Annotated in this window: 27 protein-coding genes; 17 read left to right on the top strand and 10 right to left on the bottom strand. The window is 68.8% G+C overall.

What is annotated here, in order from left to right; genetic code table 11:
* Both VG899_11575 and VG899_11570 read right to left on the bottom strand, forming a co-directional pair.
* Window positions 1-686 (bottom strand): SDR family NAD(P)-dependent oxidoreductase (locus VG899_11575; GenBank protein HWA66997.1); only part of this gene is annotated, 686 nt, incomplete at its 3' end.
* A 2-nt stretch (window positions 687-688) separates the two neighbouring features.
* Window positions 689-1,510: an enoyl-CoA hydratase/isomerase family protein gene (locus tag VG899_11570; protein ID HWA66996.1), complete on the bottom strand. Its 822-nt coding sequence runs from the start codon at window positions 1,508-1,510 to the stop codon at window positions 689-691.
* Window positions 1,511-1,645: 135 nt separating this feature from the next.
* Here VG899_11570 and VG899_11565 point away from each other — a divergent pair, with 135 nt between their 5' ends.
* From VG899_11565 to VG899_11545, 5 genes are read left to right on the top strand one after another with little or no spacing between them, the layout of a single operon-like run.
* Window positions 1,646-1,867, top strand: coding sequence for a ferredoxin (locus tag VG899_11565; protein ID HWA66995.1), 222 nt, complete (start codon window positions 1,646-1,648; stop codon window positions 1,865-1,867).
* A complete protein-coding gene (locus VG899_11560; protein ID HWA66994.1) occupies window positions 1,864-2,946 on the top strand; it encodes a Zn-dependent alcohol dehydrogenase in 1,083 nt (360 codons plus the stop codon). The genes VG899_11565 and VG899_11560 overlap by 4 nt, the downstream gene beginning before the upstream one ends.
* A gap of 34 nt (window positions 2,947-2,980) precedes the next feature.
* Window positions 2,981-3,802, top strand: coding sequence for an LLM class F420-dependent oxidoreductase (locus VG899_11555; protein HWA66993.1), 822 nt, complete (start codon window positions 2,981-2,983; stop codon window positions 3,800-3,802).
* Window positions 3,799-4,641, top strand: coding sequence for a patatin-like phospholipase family protein (locus tag VG899_11550; protein HWA66992.1), 843 nt, complete (start codon window positions 3,799-3,801; stop codon window positions 4,639-4,641). Before VG899_11555 ends, VG899_11550 begins: the two co-directional genes overlap by 4 nt.
* On the top strand, window positions 4,638-5,630 hold the full coding sequence (locus tag VG899_11545) for a Gfo/Idh/MocA family oxidoreductase (protein ID HWA66991.1): 993 nt from the start codon (window positions 4,638-4,640) through the stop codon (window positions 5,628-5,630). Before VG899_11550 ends, VG899_11545 begins: the two co-directional genes overlap by 4 nt.
* Window positions 5,631-5,698: 68 nt before the next feature.
* Here VG899_11545 and VG899_11540 read toward each other — a convergent pair whose 3' ends face one another.
* Genes VG899_11540 through VG899_11530 form a run of 3 tightly spaced genes read right to left on the bottom strand, consistent with a single transcriptional unit; the run spans window position 5,699 to window position 9,212 of the window.
* Complete coding sequence (locus VG899_11540) at window positions 5,699-7,393, bottom strand: AMP-binding protein (GenBank protein ID HWA66990.1); 1,695 nt, start codon at window positions 7,391-7,393, stop codon at window positions 5,699-5,701.
* A 12-nt stretch (window positions 7,394-7,405) separates the two neighbouring features.
* Entirely contained in the window at window positions 7,406-8,206 is an 801-nt protein-coding gene (locus tag VG899_11535; GenBank protein ID HWA66989.1) for an aldo/keto reductase, read from the bottom strand.
* Between the two features lie 22 nt (window positions 8,207-8,228).
* Window positions 8,229-9,212, bottom strand: a complete 984-nt coding sequence (locus tag VG899_11530; GenBank protein HWA66988.1) for an LLM class flavin-dependent oxidoreductase — start codon at window positions 9,210-9,212, stop codon at window positions 8,229-8,231.
* Between the two features lie 144 nt (window positions 9,213-9,356).
* Here VG899_11530 and VG899_11525 point away from each other — a divergent pair, with 144 nt between their 5' ends.
* Window positions 9,357-9,608: a helix-turn-helix transcriptional regulator gene (locus tag VG899_11525; protein ID HWA66987.1), complete on the top strand. Its 252-nt coding sequence runs from the start codon at window positions 9,357-9,359 to the stop codon at window positions 9,606-9,608.
* A gap of 14 nt (window positions 9,609-9,622) precedes the next feature.
* Here VG899_11525 and VG899_11520 read toward each other — a convergent pair whose 3' ends face one another.
* Together VG899_11520 and VG899_11515 are read right to left on the bottom strand one after the other, a co-directional pair.
* The gene (locus VG899_11520; GenBank protein ID HWA66986.1) at window positions 9,623-10,408 is read right to left on the bottom strand and encodes a fibronectin type III domain-containing protein; all 786 of its coding nucleotides are present in this window, start codon (window positions 10,406-10,408) and stop codon (window positions 9,623-9,625) included.
* An 82-nt stretch (window positions 10,409-10,490) separates the two neighbouring features.
* The gene (locus tag VG899_11515) at window positions 10,491-11,087 is read right to left on the bottom strand and encodes a pentapeptide repeat-containing protein (GenBank protein HWA66985.1); all 597 of its coding nucleotides are present in this window, start codon (window positions 11,085-11,087) and stop codon (window positions 10,491-10,493) included.
* A gap of 83 nt (window positions 11,088-11,170) precedes the next feature.
* Between VG899_11515 and VG899_11510 the strand changes: the two genes are divergently transcribed.
* Entirely contained in the window at window positions 11,171-12,535 is a 1,365-nt protein-coding gene (locus VG899_11510) for a serine hydrolase domain-containing protein (protein ID HWA66984.1), read from the top strand.
* Window positions 12,536-12,546: 11 nt separating this feature from the next.
* Here VG899_11510 and VG899_11505 read toward each other — a convergent pair whose 3' ends face one another.
* From VG899_11505 to VG899_11495, 3 genes are all read right to left on the bottom strand, one after another.
* Complete coding sequence (locus tag VG899_11505; GenBank protein ID HWA66983.1) at window positions 12,547-13,239, bottom strand: PaaI family thioesterase; 693 nt, start codon at window positions 13,237-13,239, stop codon at window positions 12,547-12,549.
* A 12-nt stretch (window positions 13,240-13,251) separates the two neighbouring features.
* On the bottom strand, window positions 13,252-14,040 hold the full coding sequence (locus VG899_11500) for a crotonase/enoyl-CoA hydratase family protein (GenBank protein HWA66982.1): 789 nt from the start codon (window positions 14,038-14,040) through the stop codon (window positions 13,252-13,254).
* A 65-nt stretch (window positions 14,041-14,105) separates the two neighbouring features.
* A complete protein-coding gene (locus tag VG899_11495; protein HWA66981.1) occupies window positions 14,106-15,269 on the bottom strand; it encodes a steroid 3-ketoacyl-CoA thiolase in 1,164 nt (387 codons plus the stop codon).
* Between the two features lie 267 nt (window positions 15,270-15,536).
* Here VG899_11495 and VG899_11490 point away from each other — a divergent pair, with 267 nt between their 5' ends.
* The 10 genes from VG899_11490 to VG899_11445 all read left to right on the top strand — a co-directional run bounded on the left by VG899_11490 (window position 15,537) and on the right by VG899_11445 (window position 25,293).
* Window positions 15,537-16,727: a cytochrome P450 gene (locus tag VG899_11490; protein ID HWA66980.1), complete on the top strand. Its 1,191-nt coding sequence runs from the start codon at window positions 15,537-15,539 to the stop codon at window positions 16,725-16,727.
* The gene (locus VG899_11485; GenBank protein ID HWA66979.1) at window positions 16,724-17,164 is read left to right on the top strand and encodes an OB-fold domain-containing protein; all 441 of its coding nucleotides are present in this window, start codon (window positions 16,724-16,726) and stop codon (window positions 17,162-17,164) included. The genes VG899_11490 and VG899_11485 overlap by 4 nt, the downstream gene beginning before the upstream one ends.
* Before the next feature lie 49 nt (window positions 17,165-17,213).
* On the top strand, window positions 17,214-17,714 hold the full coding sequence (locus VG899_11480; GenBank protein ID HWA66978.1) for a Zn-ribbon domain-containing OB-fold protein: 501 nt from the start codon (window positions 17,214-17,216) through the stop codon (window positions 17,712-17,714).
* Window positions 17,715-17,823: 109 nt separating this feature from the next.
* A complete protein-coding gene (locus tag VG899_11475) occupies window positions 17,824-18,747 on the top strand; it encodes a lipid-transfer protein (protein HWA66977.1) in 924 nt (307 codons plus the stop codon).
* A complete protein-coding gene (locus tag VG899_11470) occupies window positions 18,747-19,907 on the top strand; it encodes a thiolase domain-containing protein (protein ID HWA66976.1) in 1,161 nt (386 codons plus the stop codon). Before VG899_11475 ends, VG899_11470 begins: the two co-directional genes overlap by 1 nt.
* Before the next feature lie 46 nt (window positions 19,908-19,953).
* Complete coding sequence (locus VG899_11465) at window positions 19,954-20,715, top strand: glucose 1-dehydrogenase (GenBank protein HWA66975.1); 762 nt, start codon at window positions 19,954-19,956, stop codon at window positions 20,713-20,715.
* A 31-nt stretch (window positions 20,716-20,746) separates the two neighbouring features.
* Complete coding sequence (locus tag VG899_11460; GenBank protein HWA66974.1) at window positions 20,747-21,922, top strand: acyl-CoA dehydrogenase family protein; 1,176 nt, start codon at window positions 20,747-20,749, stop codon at window positions 21,920-21,922.
* A 60-nt stretch (window positions 21,923-21,982) separates the two neighbouring features.
* Window positions 21,983-23,077, top strand: coding sequence for an acyl-CoA dehydrogenase family protein (locus VG899_11455; GenBank protein HWA66973.1), 1,095 nt, complete (start codon window positions 21,983-21,985; stop codon window positions 23,075-23,077).
* Window positions 23,078-23,089: 12 nt separating this feature from the next.
* Window positions 23,090-24,694: an acyl-CoA synthetase gene (locus tag VG899_11450; GenBank protein ID HWA66972.1), complete on the top strand. Its 1,605-nt coding sequence runs from the start codon at window positions 23,090-23,092 to the stop codon at window positions 24,692-24,694.
* Window positions 24,646-25,293 carry a TetR family transcriptional regulator gene (locus VG899_11445; protein HWA66971.1) on the top strand — a complete coding sequence of 216 codons (648 nt, stop codon included), beginning with the start codon at window positions 24,646-24,648 and terminating at the stop codon, window positions 25,291-25,293. The genes VG899_11450 and VG899_11445 overlap by 49 nt, the downstream gene beginning before the upstream one ends.
* The last annotated feature ends 28 nt before the right edge of the window (window positions 25,294-25,321 follow it).

The raw sequence follows: 25,321 nt of genomic DNA, 5'->3' as shown, positions 1-25,321 counted from the left end.
ACCCGGCCGGCGGGCTGTCGCGACGCGTCGACGGACTCGTCGCGGGCCGCGCGGATCACCTCCGGCATGTCGTCGTGCGGGAACAGTCCGGGCGCGATCGCGTTGACCCGGATGCCGTCGCTCGCCCACTCGACGGCGAGCGTCTTGGTCATCGCGACGACGCCGGCCTTGGCGGCAGCCGAATGGACCATCCCGGGCCCGCCGGTCTCTGCGGCGGTCGAGACGATGTTGACGATCGAGCCGCCTCGCCCTGCGGTGACGAGCCGCGCGCGCAGCTCGCGCGAGCAGAAGAACGTGCCGTCCAGCACGATCCGTTCGACCGCGCGCCAGCCGTTGGGGGACAGCTCGGCGGCGGGCACCGGGAAGTTGGCGGCAGCGTTGTTGACCAACACGGTGACCGCACCGAGCTCGACCTCGATCGCGTCGTACGCCGCGGCGATCGCGTCCGGTTCGCGGACGTCGAGCTCGACCGCGAAGCCCTTGCCGCCGACCGCCTCTATCGCGGCGACGCCCGCGGCACGGTGTTCCTCGCTCCGGCTCGCGATCGCAACGCAGGCGCCGAGCCGGGCGAACTCGACGGCGACGGCTTTTCCGAGGCCGGTCCCGCCACCGGTGACCAAAACGACCTCGCCGGCGAAGCTGCCGTCCGGCAGCATCGCGCCTTCTGGCGCAGCGGGGATGGCCACCGCTACTTGCCCTCGAACTCGGGCGTCTGCTTCGCAGCCTTCGCGGCGTAGCCCTTCGGCATGTCCTCGGACACGAACTCCACCGATGCGCTCATCGCCTCGAACCGCATCGCGTCGGCGAGCCCGTTGTCGGCGAACTCGTTGATCGTGCGCTTGATGCTCTGTACGGCGAGCGGAGCGTTGTCGCGAATCTCGCGGGCGATCGCGTACGCCGTCTCGTCCAGTGCTTCACGAGTGACGACCGACTGCACCACGCCGATTCGCTCCGCGGTTGCCGCGTCGATCCGCCGGCCGGTGAGCGCGAGCAGCTTCGCCCAGCCGGCGCCGGCGTCCCGCGCGAGCCGGAGGTCGCCGCCGGCGTCGATCGACACGCCGATCTGGGCCTCAGGCAGCGCGAAGATCGCGTCCTGCGCGGCGACCCGGATGTCGGCCATCAGGGCCAGCTCGAACCCGAATCCCAGGCAGTAGCCGTGCACGGCCGCGACGATCGGCTGGGGCAGCTCGGAGAACGCATGGAAGCGCTCATGCACCCAGCGCAAACCCTCGTAGAAGTTGCGAGCCTTCTCCGCAGCCGACCGGCCGGTGATCCGGTCCTCGGGCATGCCGAGGTCGACGCCGGCGCAGAACGCGCGGCCCTCGGCTCGCAGGACGACGACCCGGACCGAGTCGTCGAAGCGGATCTGGTCCGCGCGCTTTCCGAGCTGCCGCGTCGCCTCCCATGACCAGGCGTTGAGCTTCGGCGGGTTGTTCAGCGTCAGCGTCGCGATGCCGTCAGAGACGTCGAGCTGCAACATCCAGTCGGCTTCGGCCTCGACCGGCTCCATGCGCACCACGTGACAAGTAAATCTGACGGGTCGTCAGATTGGGTCGAGATATCGCGACTCGATTTCCGCACGAGCCGAAAGCGCGCCCTGCGGGGCGGCTTGTTCGCGCGAAACGCAGCATGTTCTACTGCGATCGTGACTGATGCCCAGGGTGCAGCTGAGATCGTCGTCGACTGGGACGAGTGCGAGGCCAACGCGGTCTGCGAAGGCATCTTGCCGGAGATCTTCTCGGTCGATGACGACGACAACCTTCAGGTGTCGAACTTCCACCCGCCCGCCGAGTTGCTCGACCAGGTGCAGGAGGCGGTCGACATGTGTCCCAAGCGGGCGTTGATGCTCAAACGAGCATCCCAGTGAGGGCTGCGGTACTCAGCCAGATCCCCAGCACCACCCTCGACGTGCGCGACGACGTCGCGACCGTCCCGCTCAGCGACGGCAAGGTTCGCGTCAAGATCAAGGCGACCGGCGTCTGTCATTCCGACCTGTCCGCGATGACCGGGACGATCCCGGTCGCCATGCCCGCCGTGCTCGGGCACGAAGGTGCCGGCGAGATCCTCGAAGTGGGCGCCGGGGTCACCGGACTGAAACCGGGGGATCACGTCGTCATCTGCTGGTCACCGCAGTGCGGCAGGTGCGCGGACTGCACCAACGGCAAGCCACAGCTGTGCATGTCGCTGGTCGGAGAGGCGTTCGGCGAACCGCGCTTCACCGCCGGTGACACCACGTACTTCGGGATGTCCGGCGCGGGCACCTTCGCGGAGGAGCTCGTCGTCCCAGAAGCGGCCGCCATCAAGATCGGCAAGGACGTACCGTTCGACCTCGCCTCGCTGATCGGCTGCGGCGTGATGACCGGCGTGGGGGCCGTGGTGAACGCCGGACAGGTGCGGCCGGGCTCGTCCGTGCTGGTCATCGGCTGCGGCGGCGTCGGCATCAGCGCGATTCAAGGTGCGCAGATCTGTGGCGCCTCGACGATCGTCGCCGTCGACCCGGTCGAGAAGAAGCTGGACTGGGCCAAGCAGTTCGGTGCCACACACGCGGTGACGCCCGACGACCTCCCGAACGCGATCCAGGAGCTCACCCGCGGAGCCGGATTCGACTACGCCTTCGAGGTTGTCGGCAGGTCGAGCACGATCCGTACCGCGTACGACGCCACGCGGCGCGGCGGTACGACGGTGGTCGTCGGTGTCGGTCCCACCGACGACATCGTCTCGTTCAACGCGTTCGAGCTCTTCTACAACGAGAAGACACTGCGCAGCTCCTACTACGGGTCGGCGAACATCCGGCGGGACTTCCCGCGGCTGCTCGACCTGTGGCGGGCGGGCCGGCTGGACCTCGAAGGCATGATCACCCGCCGTATCAAGCTCGAGCAGATCAACGACGCCCTGGCCGCGATGCAGGCCGGCGACGTCATTCGCCAGGTCGTCACCTTCGACTGACACATGGCCTCGGACTAGCCGGGAGGGGCTCGCCTTGCACGTCGGCATCTCGCTGTTCGCGACGGATCTCACCAACGACATCCGTGATGTCGCGCGGGCGGCCGAGGACGCCGGGTTCGAAAGCCTGTGGGTGGCCGAGCACACCCACATCCCGACCTCGCGCGCGACGCCCTACCCGAACGGCGGCGAGCTGCCCGAGGAGTACAAGCACACACTCGACCCCTTCGTCACGCTGGCCGCGGCGGCCACCGTCACCGAGCGGCTGAAGGTCGGCACCGGCATCTGCCTGGTCACCGAACACGACCCGATCGTGCTTGCGAAGTCGGTCGCCTCGCTCGACCACCTGTCGGGAGGGCGGTTCCTCTTCGGGGTGGGCTCCGGCTGGAACGCCGAGGAGATGGCCGACCACGGCATCTCCTACGACGAACGTTGGGAGGTGCTGCGCGACCGGGTCAGGCTGATGCAGACGCTGTGGGGGAGCGACGTCGCGGCGTACGACGGTCCGTACGCGAAGGTCTCCGAGTCCTGGCAGTGGCCCAAGCCGGCCCAGACGCCGATGCCGGTGCTGGTCGGCGGCAGCAGCAAGCTGTCGATGCGCCACGCGGTCGAGTACGGGACCGGGTGGATGCCGATGCCGTCGAAGCGCAAGATCGGCGAGCGGTTGGCGGAGCTTGCCGGCTACGCGGACGACGTCGGCAAGCCGGCCCCGTCGGTGACGCTGCATGCGGTGCGGCCGGACGCCGGCGTACTCAGCCACTACGCCGAGCTGGGACTCGAGCGATGCATTCTCATCCTTCCCAACCGCGCGGACACGTTGCCACTCGTTCGCGAGTGGGCCGGGCTGATCCCGTCATGACCAGGGCGCTGGTGCTCGGCGGTGGCGGCGTCGCCGGCATCGGCTGGGAGCTCGGCATCCTGCAGGGACTTGCTGACGCCGGAGTCGACCTGAGCAACGCGGACCGGCTCGTGGGGACCTCCGCGGGCTCGGCGGTGGCGGCACAGCTGACGAGCGGCTATCCGCTCAACCACCTCTACGAGCGGCAGCTGTCGGCGGACCTGCTCACCAGCGAGCTCACGACCGCGTTCGACCCCGAGGAGCTGATGCGGGAGCTGGGCGCCGCGTTCGGGCAGAACCAGCCCGGACCGGAGCTGTTCCGTGCGGTCGGCAGCTACGCGATGCGGGCGAGGACGGTGCCGGAGTCGGTACGGCGGCCGGTGATCGAACGCCGGCTACCGAGCCATGACTGGCCCGATCGTGACCTTCGGATCGCGGCGATCGACGCGATGACCGGGCGGCCTCGGGTGTTCACGTCGCGGGACGAGGTCGAGCTGGTCGACGCCGTGACGGCGAGCTGCGCGGTGCCCGGCGTATGGCCGCCGGTCACGATCCAGGGCAGCAAGTACATCGACGGCGGCATCCGTTCCGGGATCAATCTCGACCTCGCCGACGGCTGCGATCCGGTGGTCGTCATCGCGCCGATGCCGGAGATGCCGTTCATTGCACCGGATGTCGTTGCCGCGGCTGAGGCGGTTCGCGCGAACGCACGTGTCGTCACCATCACCGCCAGCCAGACCTCCCTCGGGGCGATCGGGTCCAACCCACTCGACCCGGCGACCGCGAAGCCGGCGGCGATGGCCGGACGGCTGCAGGCTGCGGCGCACGTGGACGAGGTGCGCGAGGTGTGGACCGCGTGACGAACGATCTTCGGATCGGGGTGCTCGGGGCCGCGCGGATCACCCCGTCGGCGCTGATCCGGCCGTCGCGGCAAGTGCCGGGGACCGTCGTGGCGGCGGTTGCGGCCCGGGACCGATCGCGCGCCGAGGTGTTCGCCCGGAAGCACGGCATCGAACGGGTGCACTCGTCGTACGAGGAGTTGATCGCCGACCCGTCGATCGAGGCGATCTACAACCCGCTCCCCAACGCGCTGCACGCCGAGTGGACGTTGCAGGCTCTCGCGGCCGGCAAGCACGTGCTGTGTGAGAAGCCGTTCACCTCGAACGAGGCGGAGGCACGCGAGGTCGCCGACGCCGCCGCGACGTCCGGGCTGGTCGTGATGGAGGCCTACCACTACCGCTACCACCCGCTCGCTGAGCGCATCAGGGCGCTGACGCATGACGGCACGCTCGGGGACCTCGAGCACGTCCACGCGGCGATGTGCTTCCCGCTGCCGAAGTTCTCCGACATCCGCTACTCCTATCCGCTCGGCGGCGGTACGACGATGGACTGCTGCTACGCCGTACACGTGCTGCGCCTGCTGGGCAGCGGCGAGCCGACCGTCGAGTCGGCGCAGGCGTTGCTCCGCGGCTCGGACATCGACCGGGCGATGACCGCGACGTACTCCTTTCCGGACGGGTCGACGGGTAGCACGTCGACGTCGATGTGGTCGCGGAAGATGCCGCAGTTCTCGGTGCGCGTGACGGGCACCCGCGGGCAGCTGAAGGTCTTCAACTTCATCGCGCCGCAGTTCTACAACCGGCTGACACTGACCGTCGACGGCAAGACGACCCGGGAGCGGGTGCGAGGCGATGCGACGTACACCTATCAGTTACGAGCCTTCCTGGCGGCGGTGCGTGACGGAGGACCCGTCATCACCGATCCGCGAGACGCGGTCCTGACGATGCGGGTGCTCGACGACATCTACCGCAAGGCCGGCCTCCCCCTCCGCGGCCTCCCCACCCAGTAACGCTCCTTAGCTGGGGGATTTCCCCCAGCAACGCAGCGTTACTGCGGAATCCCCCCAGCAACGCAGCGTCACTGGGCGGGGGGCCCGGCAATGGAGCGTTGCTGGGGGGCTGGCAGGAGGTGGGTGCGGCCGTGTTCTTCGAAGCGGGCCTGGTAGGTCGCGCGGTCAGCTTCGCCGAACGGTACGTAGGCCAGCTCGGCACCGGGTCGCCACCAGACCGCCCCGGCTGCCCAGCCGCTCGCGCGTAGCGGTGCCTTGTCGACCTTGTTCGTTGCGGTGAGCGGCATGGCGTCGACGATCCGTACGAAGCGGGGCGCCCACTTCGTACCGAGGTCCGGCTGCGCCTGCAAGAACGCCCCGAACGCGACCGGGTCGAATGGCGCGCCCGGCCGCGGCTCGATCGCGCACATCACCTCATCGCCGGTACGCGGGTCCGGTACGGCGTAGACCGCAACCATGACCGCGTCGGAGAAGCGGGACAGCACCGCTTCGACCGGCGCCGCGGCGAAGTTCTCGGAGTCGACGCGCAGCCAGTCGTTGCTGCGACCGGCGAAGTAGAGCCAGCCGTCGGCGTCGCGATAGGCGAGGTCGCCGGTCCAGTACCACCCGTCGCGCAGCCGACTGCTCGTGGCGGCATCGTTGCGGTAGTAGCCCTCGAAGCCGGGAGCGCCGCCGCGGTCGACGATCTCGCCGATCGCCGCTCCCGGGTTCTGCAGCCGGCCGTCGCCGTCGACGACGGCGACGGCGCACTCGCGCCCCGTCGCCGGATCGACCACCGCCACGTCGGATCCCGGGCGTGGGCGAGGTACGCCGATCGAGTTCGCCGGGGTCCCCGGCGGGCGATGAGTGGCGACCACTCCTTCACTCGAGCCGTAGGACTCGGTGAGGGCGCAGCCGAAGCGCCGCTCGAACTCGGCCCGGTCGCGTTGCGACGCTTCGGTGCCGAATCCGAGGCGCAGCGAGTTCGTGCGGTCGTCCTCGCGCTGCGGGGTCGCGAGGACGTAGGCGAGAGAGCGCCCGACGTAGTTGAAGTACGTCGCGTCGTGGCGGCGTACGTCGGAGAGGAACTGCGACGCCGAGAAGCGCGATCGCAGCTCGACCGGTACGCCGAGGGCGACCGCCGGGGCCAGGTTGGCCATGATCGCGTTGCCGTGGAACATCGGCATCGCCTGGTAGAACACGTCGTCGGCGCGCACCCCGATGCTGTCGACGGCGCCCTTGGCGATCACCGCGAGCCGTCCCGTCGTACACACCACCGCCTTCGGCGCCCCCGTCGACCCCGAGGTGAAGAGCAGCAGCAGACGGTCGCCCGGCTCGGCTGCCGACAGCTCGCGATCGTCGACCCTCGCCGCGGCGACCTCGTCGAGGTATGCCCGGTCGTCGACGACGAGCAGTCGCGCCGGGTCGAGCCCGAGACCCAGCCCGTCGAGCAGGTCGCGGTGGGCCGAATCGGTGACGATCATGCCGCAGTCGGTGTGCTGGATGTCCTCGCGCAGCGGCGCGCCGCGTCGCGTCGGGTTGATGCCGACGACGGTTCCGCGAGCCAGCGCTGCGCCGTACAGCCACGCGAGGTACTCGGGCGTGTTGTCCAGCAGTACGCCGACGTGCGGTCGCGCCGAGTCGCGGCGTTCGGTCAGGACGGCCGCCCGGGCCCGCGACTCCGCGACGAGGGTGCGCCAGCTCCAGGTCAGGTCGCCCGCCCACAACGCGACCCGGTCGTCGTCGGCTCTCGCCAGTAGGAGGTCGGCGAACGTGTCCCCCAACGCAGTGCCGTCTCAGACGCGGTCGAAGGTCTCGGGGTCGGGACCGACCCGCTCGCCGCGGTCCAGCGCGCTGATCGCTGCGATGTCGTCGTTGTCGAGGGAGAAGTCGAACAGGTCGAAGTTCTCGGCGATGCGCTCCGGACGCATCGACTTGGGAAACACGATGTCGCCGCGATCGAGGTGCCAGCGCAGCACCACCTGCGCCACCGTCTTGTCGTACCGGGCGGCGATGGCCTTCAGCGTCGGATCCTCGAGCACCGCTCCGCGACCGATCGGCGACCACGCCTCGACCGCGATCTGGTGGTCACGGCAGAACGCGCGAAGCTCGTCCTGCACCAGGTACGGGTGGACTTCGATCTGGTTCACCGCGGGGACGATGTCGCACTCCGCGAACAGCCGGCGCAGATGGTGCGCATGGAAGTTCGACACGCCGATCGAGCGGGCGCGACCGTCCCGGTAGAACTCCTCGAGTGTCTTCCACGTCGACACGAAGTCGCCGTTGTAGCGCGTCGGCAGCGGCCAGTGGATCAGGAACAGGTCGATCTGGTCGACACCGAGCGCGGCGAGAGTGGCGTCGAACGCTCGTCGCGCGTCGCCGGGCTCGTGGTCGCCGTTGTCCAGCTTGCTGGTGATGTAGACGCCGACCTCCTTCTCGTTCCCGTACATCTCGGCGGTGTCGATGTGGCGGTAGCCGACCCGCAGTGCCTCGCCCGTGACGCGAGCGGTGTCTTCGGGGGGCACGAGGAACACGCCGAAGCCGAGCTGGGGGATCGACCGGCCGTTGTTGAGGGCGACGTCAGGAACCTTGGTCATGACCGCTTCTTACCCAGTGGTGTCACGAGAGTGCAGGAAGCACCTTGTCGACGTAGAGGTTCACGGTGTCCCAGCCGCGTTCGACCGGTACGCCGCCGCACAGCGGATGCAGCACCATCGTCGCCCAGTCGCCCTGTTCCTTGCACCAGGCGATGGCCTCGTCGGGGGAGCAGATCCGATAGATCCCTTCGGCGCGCAGCTCCTCGATGGTGCTGGCGTGAGACGACACCGCGGAGTGGACGTCGGGCGTCTGCCAGCTCTGGTAGCGCTTGGCCTCGTGCAGCAGGTGTTCACCGAGCTCGTTCCAGGCCTTGTCCGGGTCCTCCGCCAGCAGCGTGAGACACGTCCGCTCGGGCGGCATGATGATGAACCCGGTGGTGCCGTGCTCGGCGCACTGCTCGTTGTAGTAGGCCTCGAGTTCGGGCAGATGGGCGGCGGGTAGCAACGGGAGCCCGAGCCGAGCGGCACGGCGGGCGGCCGGCTTGCCGCTGCCCCCGACGAACAGGATCCCGCTGGCCGGCGTCTTGGGGACCGGGGTGACCCGTAGCTTGCGGCCGCGGTAGGTGAACTCCTCGCCGGACCAGGCGCCGATGATCGCGTCGAGGCATTCGTCCATCAGCGCACCGCGCTTGGCCCAGTCCGCCCCGGCGTCGGCGTACTCCTCGGGTCGGTAGCCGAGGCCCGCGACCACGTTGATGCGCCCGCCGCTGGCCAGGTCGAGGACGGCGACCTGCTCGGCTACGCGCAGCGGGTCGTTGAGCGGGACCAGCAAGGCCTGGACCATCACCCGCAGGTTCTTCGTCCGGCCGAGGATCAGGCCCGCCACCGTCAGCGGGGCGGGGCTCCAGCCGTCGTCGACTCCGTGGTGCTCCTCGACCGACACCGCCATGAAGCCGTTGGCGTCCGCGACCGCTGCCATCTCGACGGCTGACTGGTACATCTCCGACAGCGTGGTCGGGTCGATCCCGGGCAGCACGAAGTTGAACCGCATGATCGAGATCGGCATTGCTGAAACCCCTCCGGTACGACGGACCTGCATGAGCCTGCCACACCTCGGGCCGGTTTCTGAAAGGGCGTCAGAAAGCCGCTCGAGGCATGAGACGTATCTTCTCTGGTCTCAAACCATCGGGACGTATGCAGTTGGACAGCCATGCCAGTCCCGGTGTCCGACGCGCTCGCCGAGTTCGGCAACCGGGTCCGCGCACGCCGCAACGAGCTCGGCCTGAGCCAGGAAGGACTGGCGGACCGCGCCGGGCTGCACTGGACGTTCGTCGGTCAGGTCGAGCGGGGTCGCCGCAACCTCTCGCTGCACAACCTGCTGAAACTGGCCGAAGCGCTCCAGACGGATCCCGGCGCGCTGGTACGAGGTCTCGAGCCGCCCGAAAGCGACTCGGCCGACTGAGAGTCGGCCCCGGGCTAGTACGGGCGGACGAGCACCGTCTGGACGCCGCTCGTCGACGGCGTGAAGTCGGAGTCGCTCGTGAACGTCCACCGGTAGTTGGTGGACCTGCGCGGCGCGACCGACGCGGCTGCGACGCCGTTGCGGTTCGTCTGCGCGAACGTCACGAAGTGCCAAGCGCCGGTCGTGGCGTTGCGCCGGTCCAGGGCGACGGACTCGCCCGAGATGGGTACGTCGCTGGCGACGTCCATGAGCACTGCCCGCACGATCGTCGACGAGCCGCGCACGACGCTCTTGTTGCGCAGTGCGGTGAGGGTGGTCTGCCGGCCACCCAGCGGCGCGACCGGGGTGGTGATCGTCGAGAAGTTGCCGACGCCGAGCGCGTTGACGCCCGCGACCTGGAAGAAGTACTCGGTGCCGGGCGTGAGCCCGGAGACGACGTCGGTCGTGGCGGGAGGGTGGCCGGCGCCAGCCGACGGCGCGGGTGGCACGGTGGTCCACGACTGGCCGTCGTCGGTGGAGATCTGGACGACGTACGACGTGACGGCAGCGCCGCCGTTGCTCGCCGGCGCCGTCCACGAGACGGTCAGCTGCCGTACGCCGGCGGTCACGGTCACGTCGGTCGGACAGCCCGGGGGAGCCGTCGTCTTGCCGTCGTAGATCACGTTCTCGCAGCTGCCCTGGATCGGTGTGTCGTCGGCGAACGCCCGCCCGAGCGCGACGGAGGACAGCAGCAGCGTCGTGACGGCGGCCAGCACCCCGCCGACGCGATACAGCGTGTCGCGGGCGTCGGAGCGCGTCACAGATCTCTCCCGGTCATTGAGTGCAGCTGATGCCGTCTCTACTCAACTCGGCGCGCCTGCCGCCGGACTGTAGGACCGCTCGTCAGTCCACGAGCTCGATGCCGGCCTCGCCCGCCAACGATGGCGCGAGGCTCGGCAGGTCTGCGACGTCGAGGACCGCGCCTTTGAGATCCAGGGCGCCGGACACGCCCCGCAGATCGCAGTCGGTGATCCGGAGACATTTCACCGTCGCAGCGTGGAAGCGCGCGTTGCGCAGGTTGCACGAGCCGAACGTCACGTGCTCGAAGGTCGCGGCGTAGAAGTCCGCGTTCGCCAGGTCGCAGCTGCGGAAGGTCACGTTGCGCAGCCGGCTGAAGCGCCATGCGAGGTCGTCGGTGCGACAGTCGAGCAGGAGCCCGTCGTCGTACTGACCGCTGGCGAAGGCGACGCCGCGCAGGCGGGTGCCGCGGAACTCGACTCGCCGCATCACGAAGTCGCGGGCGGTGACTCCGGACAGGTCACAGTCCTCGAAGCGGAGATCGACCCACTCGGGCCGGTCGAGATCGAGCTCGAGGACGCGGGCCGCACTGAGCCACTGACCCGAGGCGTCGCCGTCGTCAAAGGTCATCGTGCCGGTCGGGGTGGCCGACACGCCGAGCTGCGGGATCGCTGCCTCGTGCGGCTTATGGCAGCGACTCACCCGCTGCACTCTAGATCCCTCGCCGGATCGTGCGGCGTATGCCGGCGAGTGATAAACAGTCAATCCAGACTGTAAAGGATGTCATGAGAAACGCTCGTTCGACCGTCGATTCGTCCGGGGCTGCGCAGTGGTACGTCGCGCCCGGCTACGAAGCCGTGGCTGACGCTTTTCTGGCCGGGGCCGATACCCTCGGCCATGGCGGCGGGGCGTACTGCGCGTATGTCGGGGGCGTCCCGGTCGTCGACCTATGGGCGGGCGTGGCGAAGCCGGACCAGCCGTGGCAGCCGCAGACCCGCAGCGTGCTGATGTCCGCGACCAAAGGCTTCGCGGTGATGTGCGTGCAGATCCTCGTGGACCGCGGCCTGATCGACGTGGACGCGCCGGTGGCGACGTACTGGCCGGAGTTCGCCCAGAACGGCAAGGCACAGACTCTGGTGCGCCACCTGCTGATGCACACCGCCGGCGTGATCGGGTTCCCGGGCATGAACCGGATCGCCCGACTCGACGGCAGCGGCTGGGACGACTACGACTCGATGGCTGCGGGACTCGCCGCCGCGGCTCCCGTTTACCCGCCGGGCACGAAGCACTGCTACCACGCGTTGACAAGCGGATGGCTGCTCGCGGAGCTGGTGCGGCGGGTGGACGGCCGTCGACTGGGACAGTTCTTCGCCGAAGAGGTCGCGACGCCGTTGGACCTGGACATCAGCATCGGAACTCCCGCGAGCGAGCTCGAACGGGTCGCCCGAGTGCGCACCATGCGCTTCGACCATCTGCCGAAGCCGATTCGGAAGGTTCAGGACTCCTATCTGGCCACGGCGCGCAACCCGGAGACGTTGCTCGGAGCAGCGTTTCTCGGCGACGGCACCCGAAGCGGCATCGACGAGCTCGAGCTGCTGTTCAACTCGCCCGACGTCCTGGCCGCAGAGTTTCCGGCCGGCGGCGGGACGGCCACGGCGCGGGCGATGGCGCGCGGTTGGGCGGCGATGGCAGGCGGCGGCGCGCTGGACGGGGCGCGCATCCTGTCCGACGACGTCGTCAGAGCGTGGAGCCGGGTCGTCTCCCGAGAGCCCGACATCCTGATGACCGGAGTGGTCACCGGCCCACTGGCGAAGATCGCGGTCGAGCCGGCGCCGCGCACTCTCGGCTACATCGGGAACATCTCCCGCATCGGAGCTGGTCGCCGGTTCGGTCCGAACCCGGACGCCTACGGTGCAGAAGGCCTCGGCGGGCAGTACGCGTACTGCGACCCGCAGAGCAACATCGCGGTCGGGTTCATCCGCAGCGAGATGGCCGTGTTCGAAGTGCTCCAGCCGCGGGTCACCGCCGTCGTCTACGAATGTGCCGCCCGGCTCGGCCACGACGTGTTCTCGCCGCCCCGTGAGTCGGCGGTCTCGCGCATGGTGGGCGCGGCGGTGCGCAGGGTGGTCGCGGCCCCGGCTCCGGCCTAGTCGCCCGCCGCTCAGGCCTCCCGGCGGGCGCTGAGGCGCTCCTTGATCAGCCGCTCGTGCTGGTCGAGCCGCTCAGGTCGCGGCCGGATGAACAGGCCGACCGCCGACGCCGTCACCTCGCCGTCCGCTGTGCGGATCTCGCCGGTCGTCGTCATCCGGCGTCCTTCGGCCGACTCGGTACGCGCCCGAAGCACGAGCGGTACGCCGATGGGCGTCGGCCGGTGATAGCGCACCGTGAGCTCACCGGTCATCGCCGGGTTGCCGGAGGCGATGTTCGCGATGCCGAGCAGCTGGTCGAGCAGTGAGGCGACCCAGCCGCCGTGCACGCCGGCGGGCGGACCCTCGTGGATCGGCCGCATCGTCAGCTCGGTGCCGACCTCGTCGGTGGCCGGGTCGACGACCTCGACGTGCATCGGCGGTGACAGCGGGTTGGCCGGGCCGGCCATCGGGTTGTGGTCGCGGTCGCCCTGGACCATCTTGTCGCGGCTCGGCCAACGCATGCCGCCCGCGAGCCGGGTCGCGTCGGGGCCTTCGAGCTGTTCGGAGATCGCATCGAGCCGGCCCGCCACCGCGCGCATCTCGTCCTCGTCGGCGTCGGTCAGCACGGTCGCGTCCATCAGTCGGCGCACCGCAGCCGCCAGCCGCGATTCGGCTGTGCCGTCACGCGGCGCGGTGTAGCCCTTCGACAGGAACCCGTCGACCATCGCTCGAGGACCTCAGGTTCCGGTGAAGTTGGGCTGACGCTTCTCCTTGAAGGCCAACGTGCCTTCCTTCGCGTCGTTCGTGCCGAAGATCGCGACCCCGATCGCGAGCTCGCGGGCGAGGCCTTCTTCCTCGGTGAGGCCTTCGCTTTCCTGCACGGCCCGCTTCACGGCCTGCACCGACAGCGGCGCGTTGGCTGCGATCTTCTCGGCGATCTCGAGCGCATGCGTGAGGGCTTGACCGTCCGGCACGACCCGGCCGATGAGCCCGATCCGTTCCGCTTCCGCTGCGGACACGCGCTCGCCGATCAGCAGCATCTCCATCGCTTTGGTGAAGCCGATCTGGCGACGCAGCCGCACCGTCGACCCGCCGAGCGGGAACAGTCCTCGGGTGACCTCGGTGATCCCGAACACCGCGCTTTCGCCGGCGACCCGGATGTCGGTCGCTTGCAGGATCTCGGTGCCGCCCGCCAGCGCGTAGCCCTCGACCGCGGCGATCAGCGGCTTGGTCAGCCGATGGCTGCGCAGCAGCGCCTTCCAGTGGATGCCGGCGTCTTCCTTCATGCGCTGGGCGGCCTCCGACGTGGTGCCGGAGGCGTTCATCGCCTTGAGGTCCGCGCCCGAGCAGAACGTCCCGCCGGCACCGGTCAGTACGCCGACCCGGATCTGCGGATCGCTGTCGATGCGGTCCCATGCGTCGGCGAGGCCGACGAGCATCTCCGGTGAGAGCGCGTTGCGCGCTTCGGGCCGGTTCATGGTCAGGACGAGGACATGCCCCTGCTGTTCTACGTCAAGGTGCGCCAAGACAATCCTTTCGGGGCCCCGCCGAATCGGGAGGCGAAGCGGAGCGAAGCGATTTGGTGGGGTGCCTAGATCCGTTCGATGATCGTGCCGGTGGCGAGCGCCCCGCCGCAGCACATCGAGATCAGCGCCGTGGAGCCGCCGGTCCGCTCCAGCTCGTGCAGGGCGGTGGTGATCAGCCGGCTGCCGGTGGAACCGACCGGGTGGCCGAGCGCGATGGCTCCACCGTTGACGTTGACCTTATCGTGGTCGACCTTGTGCTGCTTCGCCCAGTTGACGACAACCGAAGCGAAGGCCTCGTTGACCTCGAACAGGTCGATGTCGTTGATCGACATACCGGACCGGTCGAGCACCCGCTGCGTCGCGGCGACCGGCCCGTTGAGGTGGTAGTACGGCTTGTCGCCGACCAACGCCTGGGACACGATCCGGGCGCGCGGCGTGACGCCGAGCTCCTTCGCCTTCTGCGCCGACATCAGCATTACCGCGGCGGCACCGTCGGAGATCTGGGATGACGTGCCTGCGGTGTGCAGACCGCCTTCGCGAACCGGCTTCAACGCGGCGAGCTTCTCCAGCGTGGTCTCGCGCAGACCCTGGTCGCGGTCGACCACCGTGGTCTCGCCCGTGGGCTTGCCGTCCTCGCCGAGCACCGGCGCCTCGATCGGCGCGATCTGGCTCTTGAACCGCTCCTCCGCCCAGGCGCGGGCGGCCTTCTCCTGCGACAGCACACCGAATGCGTCGAGGTCCTCGCGGCTGATCCCGTGATCCTCTGCGATCCGGTCCGCCGCGGTGAACTGGTCGGGCAGGTCGAGGTCCCAGTCGTCCGGTCGCGGTACGCCGGGACCGCTCATCACGTTGGCGCCGAGGCCGACCCGCGACATCATCTCGACCCCGCAGGCGATGCCGATGTCGATCGCGTCGGCGGCGATCAGCCCGGCGATGAAGTGGTTGGCCTGCTGCGCCGAGCCGCACTGGCAGTCGACCGTCGTGACGCCGGCGGTTTCCGGCAGCCCCTCTGCGAACCACGCGTAGCGGGTGATGTTGCTGCCCTGCTCGCCGGCCTGGGTGACGCAACCGCCGACGACCTGCTCGACGAGGACGGGGTCGATGCCGACCCGGGCGATGACTTCGCGCTGGACGTGCCCCAGCGTCGCGGTCGGATGCAGGCCGGCCAGCCAGCCGCCACGCTTGCCGATCGGGGTGCGGACCGCCTCGACGATCACCGCTTCGCTCATGACGTGCCCTTCGAAGAAGGCCTCCGAGGGTGCCCTCGAGAAGGCCAGAGATTGTCGGCGGAGTCCCCGAAATCGAGGCTCCGGGACCGAGTAAAACACGTTCTAGTTTTTTCGGCTACAAGTGTTGACGCCCAGTCAGATCCGAGCAAAATGAGAACACGTTCTTGTTGGCCCGACCGACCGCCGTCCGGCGGTCAGGGTCCTCGCGCAGTGCAGAGAAGAGGCTTCTGGGTGACCGAAACGCTCGCTGACATCGACCTCTGGGACATGGACCAGTACACCGAGGCCATCCCGTACGAGCAGTTCCGGAGGCTGCGAGCCGAAGCGCCGGTCTTCCATCATCACGACCCGCAGCAGCCCAACGGGTTCTGGGCGATCACCCGCCACGAGGACGTGGTGTTCGTCTCGCGCAACCCCGAGCTGTTCTCCTCCCGCGAGAAGACCGCGCTGATCACGGAGATGATCGAGGAGCAGATCGCCCAGCAGCAGTTGTTCATGCTCAATCAGGACCCGCCCGAGCACACGCGTACCCGCAGCCTGGTCAACCGCGGCTTCACCCCGCGCATGATCGCCAAGCTCGAGCAGCGGATCCAGGACACCTGCGACGAGATCGTCGCGCAGGCCGTGGCCAAGGGCGAAGGCGACTTCGTCACGTTGTGCGCCGCGGAGCTCCCGCTGATCGTCATCTCCGAGCTCATGGGCGTCCCGCTCGAGGACCGGCACAAGGTCTTCGACTGGTCCAACCGCATGGTGGGCGGCGACGACCCGGAGTACGGCGTCACCGAGGAGCAGCGCCTCGACGCCGCCACCGAGATGTGGGCCTATGCCAGCGCCCTCGCCGAGGAGAAGCGCAAGGACCTCAAGGACGACATCGTCTCGAAGCTGATCAGCCCGGACGAAGAGGGCAACGTCCTGTCGGAGATGGAGTTCGACCTCTTCTTCATGCTGCTCGGCGTCGCCGGCAACGAGACCACCCGCAACGCGATCTCCGGCGGCATGTACGCCCTGATCCAGCACCCGCAGGAGTGGGCCAAGCTCAAGGCCGACCCCGGCCTCATCCCCACCGCCGCCGACGAGATCGTGCGATGGGTGACACCGGTGCATCTGTTCCGTCGTACCGCGCTGCAGGACATCGAGCTCGGCGGCAAGACGATCAAGAAGGGTGACAAGGTCGTCATCTTTTATACGTCGGCCAACCGCGACGAGTCCGTCTTCGACAATCCCGACGTCTTCGACATCACGCGCGAGCCCAACCCGCACGTCGGGTTCGGCGGCGGCGGACCGCACTTCTGCCTGGGGCGCCACCTCGCCAAACTCGAGATCGAGTGCTTCTACCGTTCGCTGATCACCCAGTGCGCCCGCGTGGAGCTCGTCAACGAACCGCGTCGGCTCCGGTCGAACTTCATCATGGGCATCAAGGAGATGACCGTGCGGTTTGTCCCCGAGACCTCAGCATGAGCGAAGAGGTACTGACCGCCCCGCACGTCGTCGAATACACCTACACCCGCTCCACCGGGCCCGCGATCGGCGCGTTCCTCACCGCGCTGCGGGACAAGAAGTTCGTCGGAGTACGTGCATCGGACGGCCGGGTGATCGTGCCGGCCATCGACTACGACCCCGTCACGAGCGAAGACCTCTCCGACTACGTCGAGGTCGCCGACACCGGCGTCGTCACGACCTGGTCGTGGAACGACAAACCGACCAAGGGTCAACCGCTGGACAAGCCGTTCGCCTGGGCGTTGGTGAAGCTGGAAGGCGCGGACGTCCCCTTCTTGGCGGCGGTTGACGCGGGCTCACCCGACGCCATCTCCACCGGCGCGAAGGTCACTGCGCGCTGGCGCGACGAGCGAGTCGGCTCCATCACCGACCTGGTGTGCTTCGAGGTCATGAAATGAGCCGGCGTAGCCGGCACCACTTCAGGGTGGTGGGTGGGGTGGAGGACGTATGAGCGAGACCACGCAGGACGTGGCACCGGTGACGGTGGTCGAGACGCCGATCTCGCTCGACTTCTCCTACACCCCAGGCGTCGCGGCGTCGCGGTTCCTGCGCAACCTCCAGCAGGGCCGGCTGATGGGCCAGCGCTGCCCGAAGTGCCAGAAGGTCTACGTCCCGCCGCGCGGCGCATGCTCGATGTGCGGAGTGGCCACGGTGGAGGACGTGCCGCTGTCCGGCAAGGGCACCGTCACGACGTTCTGCGTGACGCGGATCCCGAGCCCCGGTTTGGAGCCGCCGTACGTGTCGGCATGGATCCTGCTCGACGGCGCCGACCTGACCTCGATGTTCCTGATCCAGGAGTGCGACCCAGCCGACGTTCGGCTCGGGATGCGGGTCGAACCGGTCTGGGTCGACGAGGCCGACCGCAAGACCGACCTCGGCAACATCAAGTACTACCGGCCGATCGCCGAGCCCGACGCCGACTACTCGACCTACAAGGACTACGTATGAACACCCCACGAAGTCGCTCCGCTTCGCTACACGACTCCGCGGGGCCCCCGAAAAGTGCGAACACCCCACGAAGTTCTTCGCTTCGCTCACAACTCCGCGGGGGCCCCGAGTGAGGGACTTTGCCAGGCCGGTCGCGATCGTCTCCTCCGCGTCGTTCGAGACGCCCAGCGAGCCGGCGCGCAACGAGGTCGAGATGCTGCTGCCGGTCATCGACAAGGCCATGGCAGACGCTGGCCTGACGCAGCGCGACATCGGGTTCACGGTGTCGGGGTCGAGTGACTACCTGCAGGGGTTCCCGTTCGCGTTCGTCGGTGCCCTCGACGCGGTCGGCGCCTGGCCGCCGATCCGCGAGTCCCACTTGGAGATGGACGGCGCGTTCGCCCTCGCCGAAGCGGTCGCGGTCCTGCAGGACGAGCACATCGACACCGCGCTCGTCTACGCGTTCGCCCGGCCCTCACGCGGGGAGCTCGACCGCACCCTCGCCCTCCAGCTCGACCCGTACACGGTTGCGCCGCTCAACCCGGACGCCCGCGGGCTGGCCGGCCTGCAGGCGCAGGCGATGCGCGACAGCGGCCGGTTTCCCGACATCGCCGACGTCCCCCCGACCTACGTTGCGGACGGAGCCACCGTCGTCGTGCTCGCCGCCGGCGACCGGGCTCGGGAGCTGACCGCCACGCCGGCGTGGATCACCGGTCTCGACCACCGGATCGAGGCGCCCGCTTTGGGGGTCCGCGACCTGACCGTGTCGGCCTCGGCGGCGCTCGCAGGCGAGCGCGCCGGCGCTGACGGCGTGGAGGCGGCGTGGCTGCACACGCCGTACCCGCACCAGGAGCTCTTGCTGCGCGAGGCGCTCGGCCTGGCGGACAAGCCGGTCCACTGCGCCGCCGGGCCGATGATGGTCGGCGGTCTGGAACGGTTCGCCGCAGCCTCGAAGGCGATCGCGTCGGGTGAGGTCACGAAGGCGCTCGCCCACGCGACCAGCGGACCGTGTCTGCAGCAGAACCTGGTCGGCATCCTCGAAGGCGGTCGGTGATGTCCAAGCAGGTTGCGGTCGTCGGCGTGGGTCAGACGAAGTACGCCGCGAAACGACAGGACGTCTCGATCGCCGGCCTGGTTCGCGAAGCGGCGAAGCGGGCGCTCGACGACGCCGGCATGACGTGGTCGGACATCGACGCCGTGGTGATCGGCAAGGCGCCGGACATGTTCGAGGGCGTGATGATGCCGGAGCTCTACCTCGCCGACGCGCTCGGCGCGGTGGGCAAGCCGATGATGCGGGTGCACACTGCCGGCAGCGTCGGCGGCTCGACCGGCGTGATGGCGACGCACCTCGTGGCCAGCGGCACCCACCGGCGGGTGTTGGTGGTGTGCTTCGAGAAGCAGAGCGAGTCCAACGCGACCTGGGCGCTGTCGATCCGGCTGCCCTTCACGGGCGGGTCTGTCACCGGCGCCGGTGGCTTCTTCGCCCCCGTCATCCGGGCCTACATGCGTCGCGCCAACGCCCCGGACGACATCGGCATCAAGGTCGCCGTCAAGGACCGGCTCAACGCACTCAACAACGAGTACGCGCACCTGAAGATCGCCGACATCAGCGAGGACATGGTCCGCGAGTCGCCGATGCTGTGGGACCCGATCCGCTATCTCGAGACCTGCCCGTCGTCGGACGGCGCCTGCGCGATCGTCCTCGCCGACGCCGACACCGCAAAGGCGACCCCCAACCCGTCGGCGTGGGTGCACTCGACCGCGGTGCGCAGCGAGCCGACGATGGGCGCCGGGCGAGACGTCGTCAACCCGCACGCCGGCCGGGACTGTGCGGCGGAGGTCTACAAGATGGCGGGCATCACCGACCCGCGCCGCGAGCTCGACTGCGCCGAGATCTACGTGCCGTTCTCCTGGTATGAGCCGATGTGGATGGAGAACCTCGGGTTCGCCGCGGAGGGCGAGGGCTGGAAGATGGTCGACGACGGCAGTACGTCGATGCAGGGCGATCTGCCGATCAACCCCTCCGGCGGAGTGCTGTCGTCCAACCCGATCGGCGCCTCGGGGATGTGCCGGTTCGCCGAGGCGGCGCAGCAGGTCCGCGGGATGGCGGGCGGCCACCAGGTCGCCAACGCCAGCCGGGCGCTGGGCCACGCCTACGGCGGCGGCGCCCAGTTCTTCGCGATGTGGGTGGTCGGGAGCGAACCACTCAAATGAGCGAAGACCTCGTGAAACAGGTGGGGCCCGGGGTCCCCGGGAAATCGTGAGCGACTTCCTGGGGTTGGACGGCAAGGTCTGCATCGTGACCGGGGGGTCCCGAGGGATGGGCGAGTGCACCGTGCGCCGGCTGCACGCGGAAGGCGCCACCGTCATCGCCGCCGACATCCTCGACGACGAGGGCAAGGCGCTGGCCGAGGAGCTCGGCGAACGCGTTCGTTACGTTCACCACGACGTGTCCTCCGAGCCGGGCTGGGAGTCGCTGGTGGCCGAGGTCGAGCGTGACTTCGGCCGGCTCGACGTACTCGTCAACAACGCCGGGATCCTGCTGTTCAATGCGATCGAGGACACCCCGCTCGACGAGCTGCGCCGGATCCTCGACGTCAACCTGGTCGGCACCTTTCTCGGGATGAAGCACGCGATCCCGGCGATGAAGCGCGCCGGCGGCGGCTCGATCGTGAACCTGTCCTCGACCGAAGGGCTCGGCGCGACTGTCTTCTGCGGCTCGTACACCGCGAGCAAGTTCGCGGTTCGTGGGATCACCAAGGTCGCGGCGATCGAGAACGGCAAGGACAAGATTCGGGTCAACTCGGTGCACCCGGGCGGGATCGACACCCCGATGACCCGCGCCGTCGTCGACGACGACGGGCGCAAGTACATCGCGAGCCGGGTCGCCGGCCTGAAGCGCATGGGCACCGCCGACGAGGTGGCCAAGGTGATCGTCTTCCTTGCCAGTGACGCGTCGTCGTACATGACCGGAGCCGAGCTCGCCGTCGACGGCGGCGCGACGGCAAGTGCAGGCTTCTAGAAGCACGCCAGAGCAACGAGGAGACGCCAGGATGCGGATCGCCTACACCGACTCACAGCTCGCGCTGCGCGACGAGCTGCGTGAGTACTTCAAGACGATCGTCACCCCGGAAGTGACCGAAGCGATGTCGCACGGCGGCCTCGGAACCCCGGAGTGCATGGCCGCAGTCCGCAAGATGGGACAGGACGGCTGGCTCGGGGTGGGCTGGCCCAAGGAGTACGGCGGCAAGGGCTTCGGCCGCATGGAGCAGTTCGTCTTCTACGACGAGGCGCAGCGCGCCGGCGCTCCGCTGCCGTTCCTGTCGATCAATACGATCGGCCCGGCGATCCAGCAGTTCGGCACCGAGGAGATGAAGAAGGACATCCTGCCGCGCATCCTCGGCGGGGAGTGCTTCGTCTCGATCGGCTACTCCGAGCCTGGCGCGGGCACCGACCTGGCCGGCTTGAAGACCTCCGCGGTGCGCGACGGCGACGAGTGGGTCATCAACGGGCAGAAGATCTTCACGAGTATGACCGACCACGCCGACTACATCTGGCTGGCGGTCCGCACCGACCCCGATGCCGGCAAGCACAAGGGGATCTCGATCATCCTGGTGCCGACGGACTCCGAAGGCTTCTCCTACACGCCGATCAACACCATCGGCGACCACGCCACCTACGCGACCTACTACCAGGACGTCCGGGTGCCGGTCAGCAACACGGTCGGTGAGATCCACGGCGGCTGGTCGATCATCACCACCCAGCTCAACTACGAGCGGATCTCGCTGGCGGTGCCCGCTCACCTCGAGAAGAACTACAGCGAGGTGCTCAAGTGGGCGCAGACCACCAAGCTGCCTGACGGCCGCCGGGTCATCGACCAGGAGTGGGTGCAGACCCACCTCGCGCAGGTTCGGGCTCGGCTCGAGGCGTTGCAGCTGCTCAACTGGAAGAACGTGTGGCAGGACAGCATCGGCAAGGTGTCCATCGCGGACTCCTCCGCGGTCAAGGTGTACGGCACGACGCAGTACTGCGAGTGCTACGGCCTGCTGCTCGAGGTGCTCGGCGCGGCCGGCGTCCTCAAAGGCGACTCGCCCGGCTCGGTGCTGGCGGGTCGGCTGGAGCGCTCGTACCGCGGCACGCTGATCCTCACCTTCGGCGGCGGCACCAACGAGATCCAACGCGACCTCATCGCCATCTTCGGCCTCGGCATGCCACGTTCGCTGCGATGAGCAGCGCACCGACCAACTCAGCGCGTTCGCTCACGACGACCTGACAGAGAGAGACAACCGATGGACTTCGCCTTCTCCGACGACCAGGTCGCACTACAGGCGCTGGCGCACGAGATCCTCACCGAGCAGTCGACGCACGAACATCTCAAGTCGCTGGAAGCCGCCAGCAGCAACGGCTCGGTCTTCGACCCGCAGCTGTGGAAGCAGCTGGCCGCGTCGGGCATCACCGGGATCGGCATCCCGGAGGAGTTCGGCGGGGCGGGCCTCGGCTTCCTCGACCAAGCCGTGATCTACGACGAGGTCGGCCGCGCGGTGGCGCCGGTGCCCGCGGTGGCGACCCTTGCCACGGCGTACGTGCTGGCAAAGGCGGGAGCGCCGGCGATCGCGTCGGTGCTGCCGGGCGTCGTCTCCGGCGACACGATCCTCACGACCGCGTTCGGCGAGGTCGCCGAGGTGACCGCGACGAAGAACGGCGACGCGTGGGTGCTCAGCGGTGACAAGTCCTTCGTGCCCTACGCCGCTGAGGCCGACGTCATCGTCATGGCGGCGGACGCCGGTGGCGAGACGATCCTGGCGCTGCTGCGCAACGGGGCTGCCGGCGTCTCGGTCACCGGGCTGCACACCACCAACCACGAGCCCCAGGCGCATCTGACGCTGGCCAGTGTCGAGGTGCCGGCCTCGCAGGTGATCGGCGACGCCGGCGAGCTCTACGCCGATCTGATCCGGCACCACACCGCGGCGTTGTCGATGGTCGCGGCGGGTGTCGTCAAGGCCGCGCTGGAGATGACCGCGCGCTACACCTCCGAACGCGAGCAGTTCGGCAAGTTGATCGCGTCGTTCCAGGCGGTCGGACAGCGTGCCGCTGACGCCTACATCGACGCCGAGCTGATCCGGCTCACCGCGATCTCCGCGATCTGGCGGCTCTCCGAAGGCTGGCCGGCGGATCAGGAGATCGCCATCGCGAAGTACTGGGCCGGCGACGGCGGGATGCGTGTCGTCCACGCCTGCCAGCACCTGCACGGCGGCATCGGCGTCGATCTGGACTACCCGTTGCACCGCTACTTCATCTGGTGCAAGCAGATCGAGCACGAGCTCGGGACCCCGACTCGCCAGCTGCTCTCGCTCGGCGCGATGCTCGCCGCGACACCCGCGTAAGGAGACCGGCTCGTGGAGTTCAACCTCGGCGACATCTTCGAGTCGCTTGTGGATGTGATCGGTGAGCGTGAGGCGCTCGTCTGTGGCGAGGACCGGCTGACCTATGCGGAGCTGGAGCATCGCGCCAACCGGCTGGCTCACCACTTCCTGTCCGTCGGGGTGAAGCCCGGCAACCACGTCGGCGTACAGCTCTACAACGGCGTCGAGTACGTCACGACGATGGTCGCCTGCTTCAAGGTCCGCGCGGTGCCCGTGAACGTGAACTACCGCTACGTCGAGGAGGAGCTGCTCTACCTGTTCAACGACGCGGACCTCGTCGCCCTCGTCTGCGACACCGAGTTCACGGCGCGGATCAACGCGGTCCGCGATCGTGCGCCGAAGCTCACCAGCTTCGTGTCGGTCGGCGCCGGTGAGGCGCCGGTCGGCGCCGTCGACTGGAAGGACGCGCTCGCCGCGCAGTCGCCGGAGCGCGAGGGCTTTCCGCAGCGATCCTCCGACGACCTCTACATCATCTATACGGGTGGCACGACCGGCATGCCGAAGGGCGTGATGTGGCGCCAACACGACATCTTCTACGCGGGGATGGGTGGCGCCGATCCGGTCGGTACGCCGGTCAGCACGCCCGAGGAGGTCGCGGAGCGGGCGCCGAACCGCGGTGCGCTCGTCATGTTCCCGGTCGCGCCGTTGATGCACGGCGCGGCCCAGCTTGCAACCTGGATCGCGTTCCTGCAGGCATCGAAGGTCATCCTGGTCAAGAAGTTCGACCCGGTCGAGGTCCTCGAAGTCGCCAAGCGCGAAGGCGTCAACTCGCTGTCGATCGTCGGCGACGCGATGGCGCGCCCGATGGCCGAGGCGCTCGCCGGCCCGCTGAAGGGCATGGAGCTGCCGAACCTGTTCGTGCTCAGCTCGGCCGGTGCGATCTTCTCGCAGACCGTGAAGGACATGCTCAAAGAGCACCTGCCCAACGTCGCGTTGATGGACAACTTCGGGGCTTCCGAAACGGGGTTCCAAGGGACCGGCAAGGAAGGGTCGAGCCCCGACGCGGGTCTGAAGTTCACTGTCAACGACCGCACGACCGTGCTCGACGACGACCTGAAGCCGATCGTTCCGGGGTCAGGCAAGATCGGCCGCGTCGCGCAGCGCGGCCACGTCCCGCTGGGCTACTACAAGGACGAGGTCAAGACGAAGGAAAGCTTCGTCACGATCGACGGCGACCGCTACGTCCTGCTGGGAGACGCCGCCACGATCGAGGAGGACGGCGCGATCGCGGTCCTCGGCCGGCACTCGGTGTGCATCAACACCGGCGGCGAGAAGGTCTTCCCGGAGGAGGTCGAGGCGGCGCTGAAGGCGCATCCGGCGGTGTACGACGTCGTCGTCACCGGCGTACCGGACGAGCGGTTCGGCAACAAGGTGACGGCGCTGCTGCAGATCCGCGACGGGTTCGCGGCCCCGACCCAGGACGACATCGCCGAGCACTGTGCCACCCGCGTCTCCCGCTACAAGGTGCCGCGGCTCACCTTCGTCGTCCCCGCGATTCAGCGCTCGCCGAGCGGGAAGGCGGACTACCCATGGGCCGCCAAGACCGCCAAGGAGCTGCTCGCCGCCTCGGCGGGTTGATCATGCCGTCCACCCAGACCGACAGCGGCCGGGAGACCCCGGCTGCCCAGGTGGCGCGCCGCGAGCGGATCCTGGACGCCGCGGTCGAGCTCGCCGACGAGGGCGGCTACGACGCGGTCCAGATGCGGGAGGTCGCGGAGCGGGCGGAGGTCGCGCTCGGGACGCTCTACCGCTATTTCCCGTCGAAAACGCATCTTCTGATCTCGGCTCTTGGGCGCACCTTCTCCCAGCTGCAGGACTCGGCACAGGCGGCCGGGACCGCCGGTACGCCGGAGGAGCGGGTCTACCGAGTCGTCGCGCACATCACCCGGTTCCTCGCGAAGAACCGCCGGCTGTCCGGTGCGATGGTGCGCGCCTTGATGACCGCCGAGGCGGACGCTGCCCGAGACGTCGAGGCGGTCGACGGCGTACTCGTCGGGTTCCTGGCCGCGGCGACCCATGCGCCGGGCGAGGTCGCCTCCGAGCGGGACAGCCTCAACGCCCACATCATCGGCAAGGTCTGGCTGATCGACGTCGTGACGTTCTTGTCGGGGCGGATGACCGTGTCCCAGGTCTTGGAAGACCTCGAGCAGACGATCGCTTTGGTGATGCGCGACTGAGACCGGTCGAGCCCGGCCGCGGTGGCCG

The sequence above is a fragment of the Mycobacteriales bacterium genome (genome assembly GCA_035550055.1).
In the GTDB taxonomy this organism is placed as follows: domain Bacteria; phylum Actinomycetota; class Actinomycetes; order JAFAQI01; family JAFAQI01; genus DASZTV01.
The sequence above is the reverse complement of the archived record's forward strand: the minus strand, read 5'-3'. Positions and strand labels throughout refer to the sequence as shown.

Coding starts and splice junctions, on each gene's coding strand:
- VG899_11490 (HWA66980.1), top strand. CDS start 15,537: ATGGACCAGTACACCGAGGCCATCCCGTACGAGCAGTTCCGGAGGCTG.
- VG899_11510 (HWA66984.1), top strand. CDS start 11,171: ATGAGAAACGCTCGTTCGACCGTCGATTCGTCCGGGGCTGCGCAGTGG.
- VG899_11505 (HWA66983.1), bottom strand. CDS start 13,239: ATGGTCGACGGGTTCCTGTCGAAGGGCTACACCGCGCCGCGTGACGGC.
- VG899_11445 (HWA66971.1), top strand. CDS start 24,646: ATGGGCCGCCAAGACCGCCAAGGAGCTGCTCGCCGCCTCGGCGGGTTG.
- VG899_11460 (HWA66974.1), top strand. CDS start 20,747: ATGCGGATCGCCTACACCGACTCACAGCTCGCGCTGCGCGACGAGCTG.
- VG899_11530 (HWA66988.1), bottom strand. CDS start 9,212: ATGCCGATCTCGATCATGCGGTTCAACTTCGTGCTGCCCGGGATCGAC.
- VG899_11535 (HWA66989.1), bottom strand. CDS start 8,206: ATGACCAAGGTTCCTGACGTCGCCCTCAACAACGGCCGGTCGATCCCC.
- VG899_11470 (HWA66976.1), top strand. CDS start 18,747: ATGTCCAAGCAGGTTGCGGTCGTCGGCGTGGGTCAGACGAAGTACGCC.
- VG899_11480 (HWA66978.1), top strand. CDS start 17,214: ATGAGCGAGACCACGCAGGACGTGGCACCGGTGACGGTGGTCGAGACG.
- VG899_11455 (HWA66973.1), top strand. CDS start 21,983: ATGGACTTCGCCTTCTCCGACGACCAGGTCGCACTACAGGCGCTGGCG.
- VG899_11570 (HWA66996.1), bottom strand. CDS start 1,510: ATGGAGCCGGTCGAGGCCGAAGCCGACTGGATGTTGCAGCTCGACGTC.
- VG899_11485 (HWA66979.1), top strand. CDS start 16,724: ATGAGCGAAGAGGTACTGACCGCCCCGCACGTCGTCGAATACACCTAC.
- VG899_11550 (HWA66992.1), top strand. CDS start 3,799: ATGACCAGGGCGCTGGTGCTCGGCGGTGGCGGCGTCGCCGGCATCGGC.
- VG899_11495 (HWA66981.1), bottom strand. CDS start 15,269: ATGAGCGAAGCGGTGATCGTCGAGGCGGTCCGCACCCCGATCGGCAAG.
- VG899_11525 (HWA66987.1), top strand. CDS start 9,357: ATGCCAGTCCCGGTGTCCGACGCGCTCGCCGAGTTCGGCAACCGGGTC.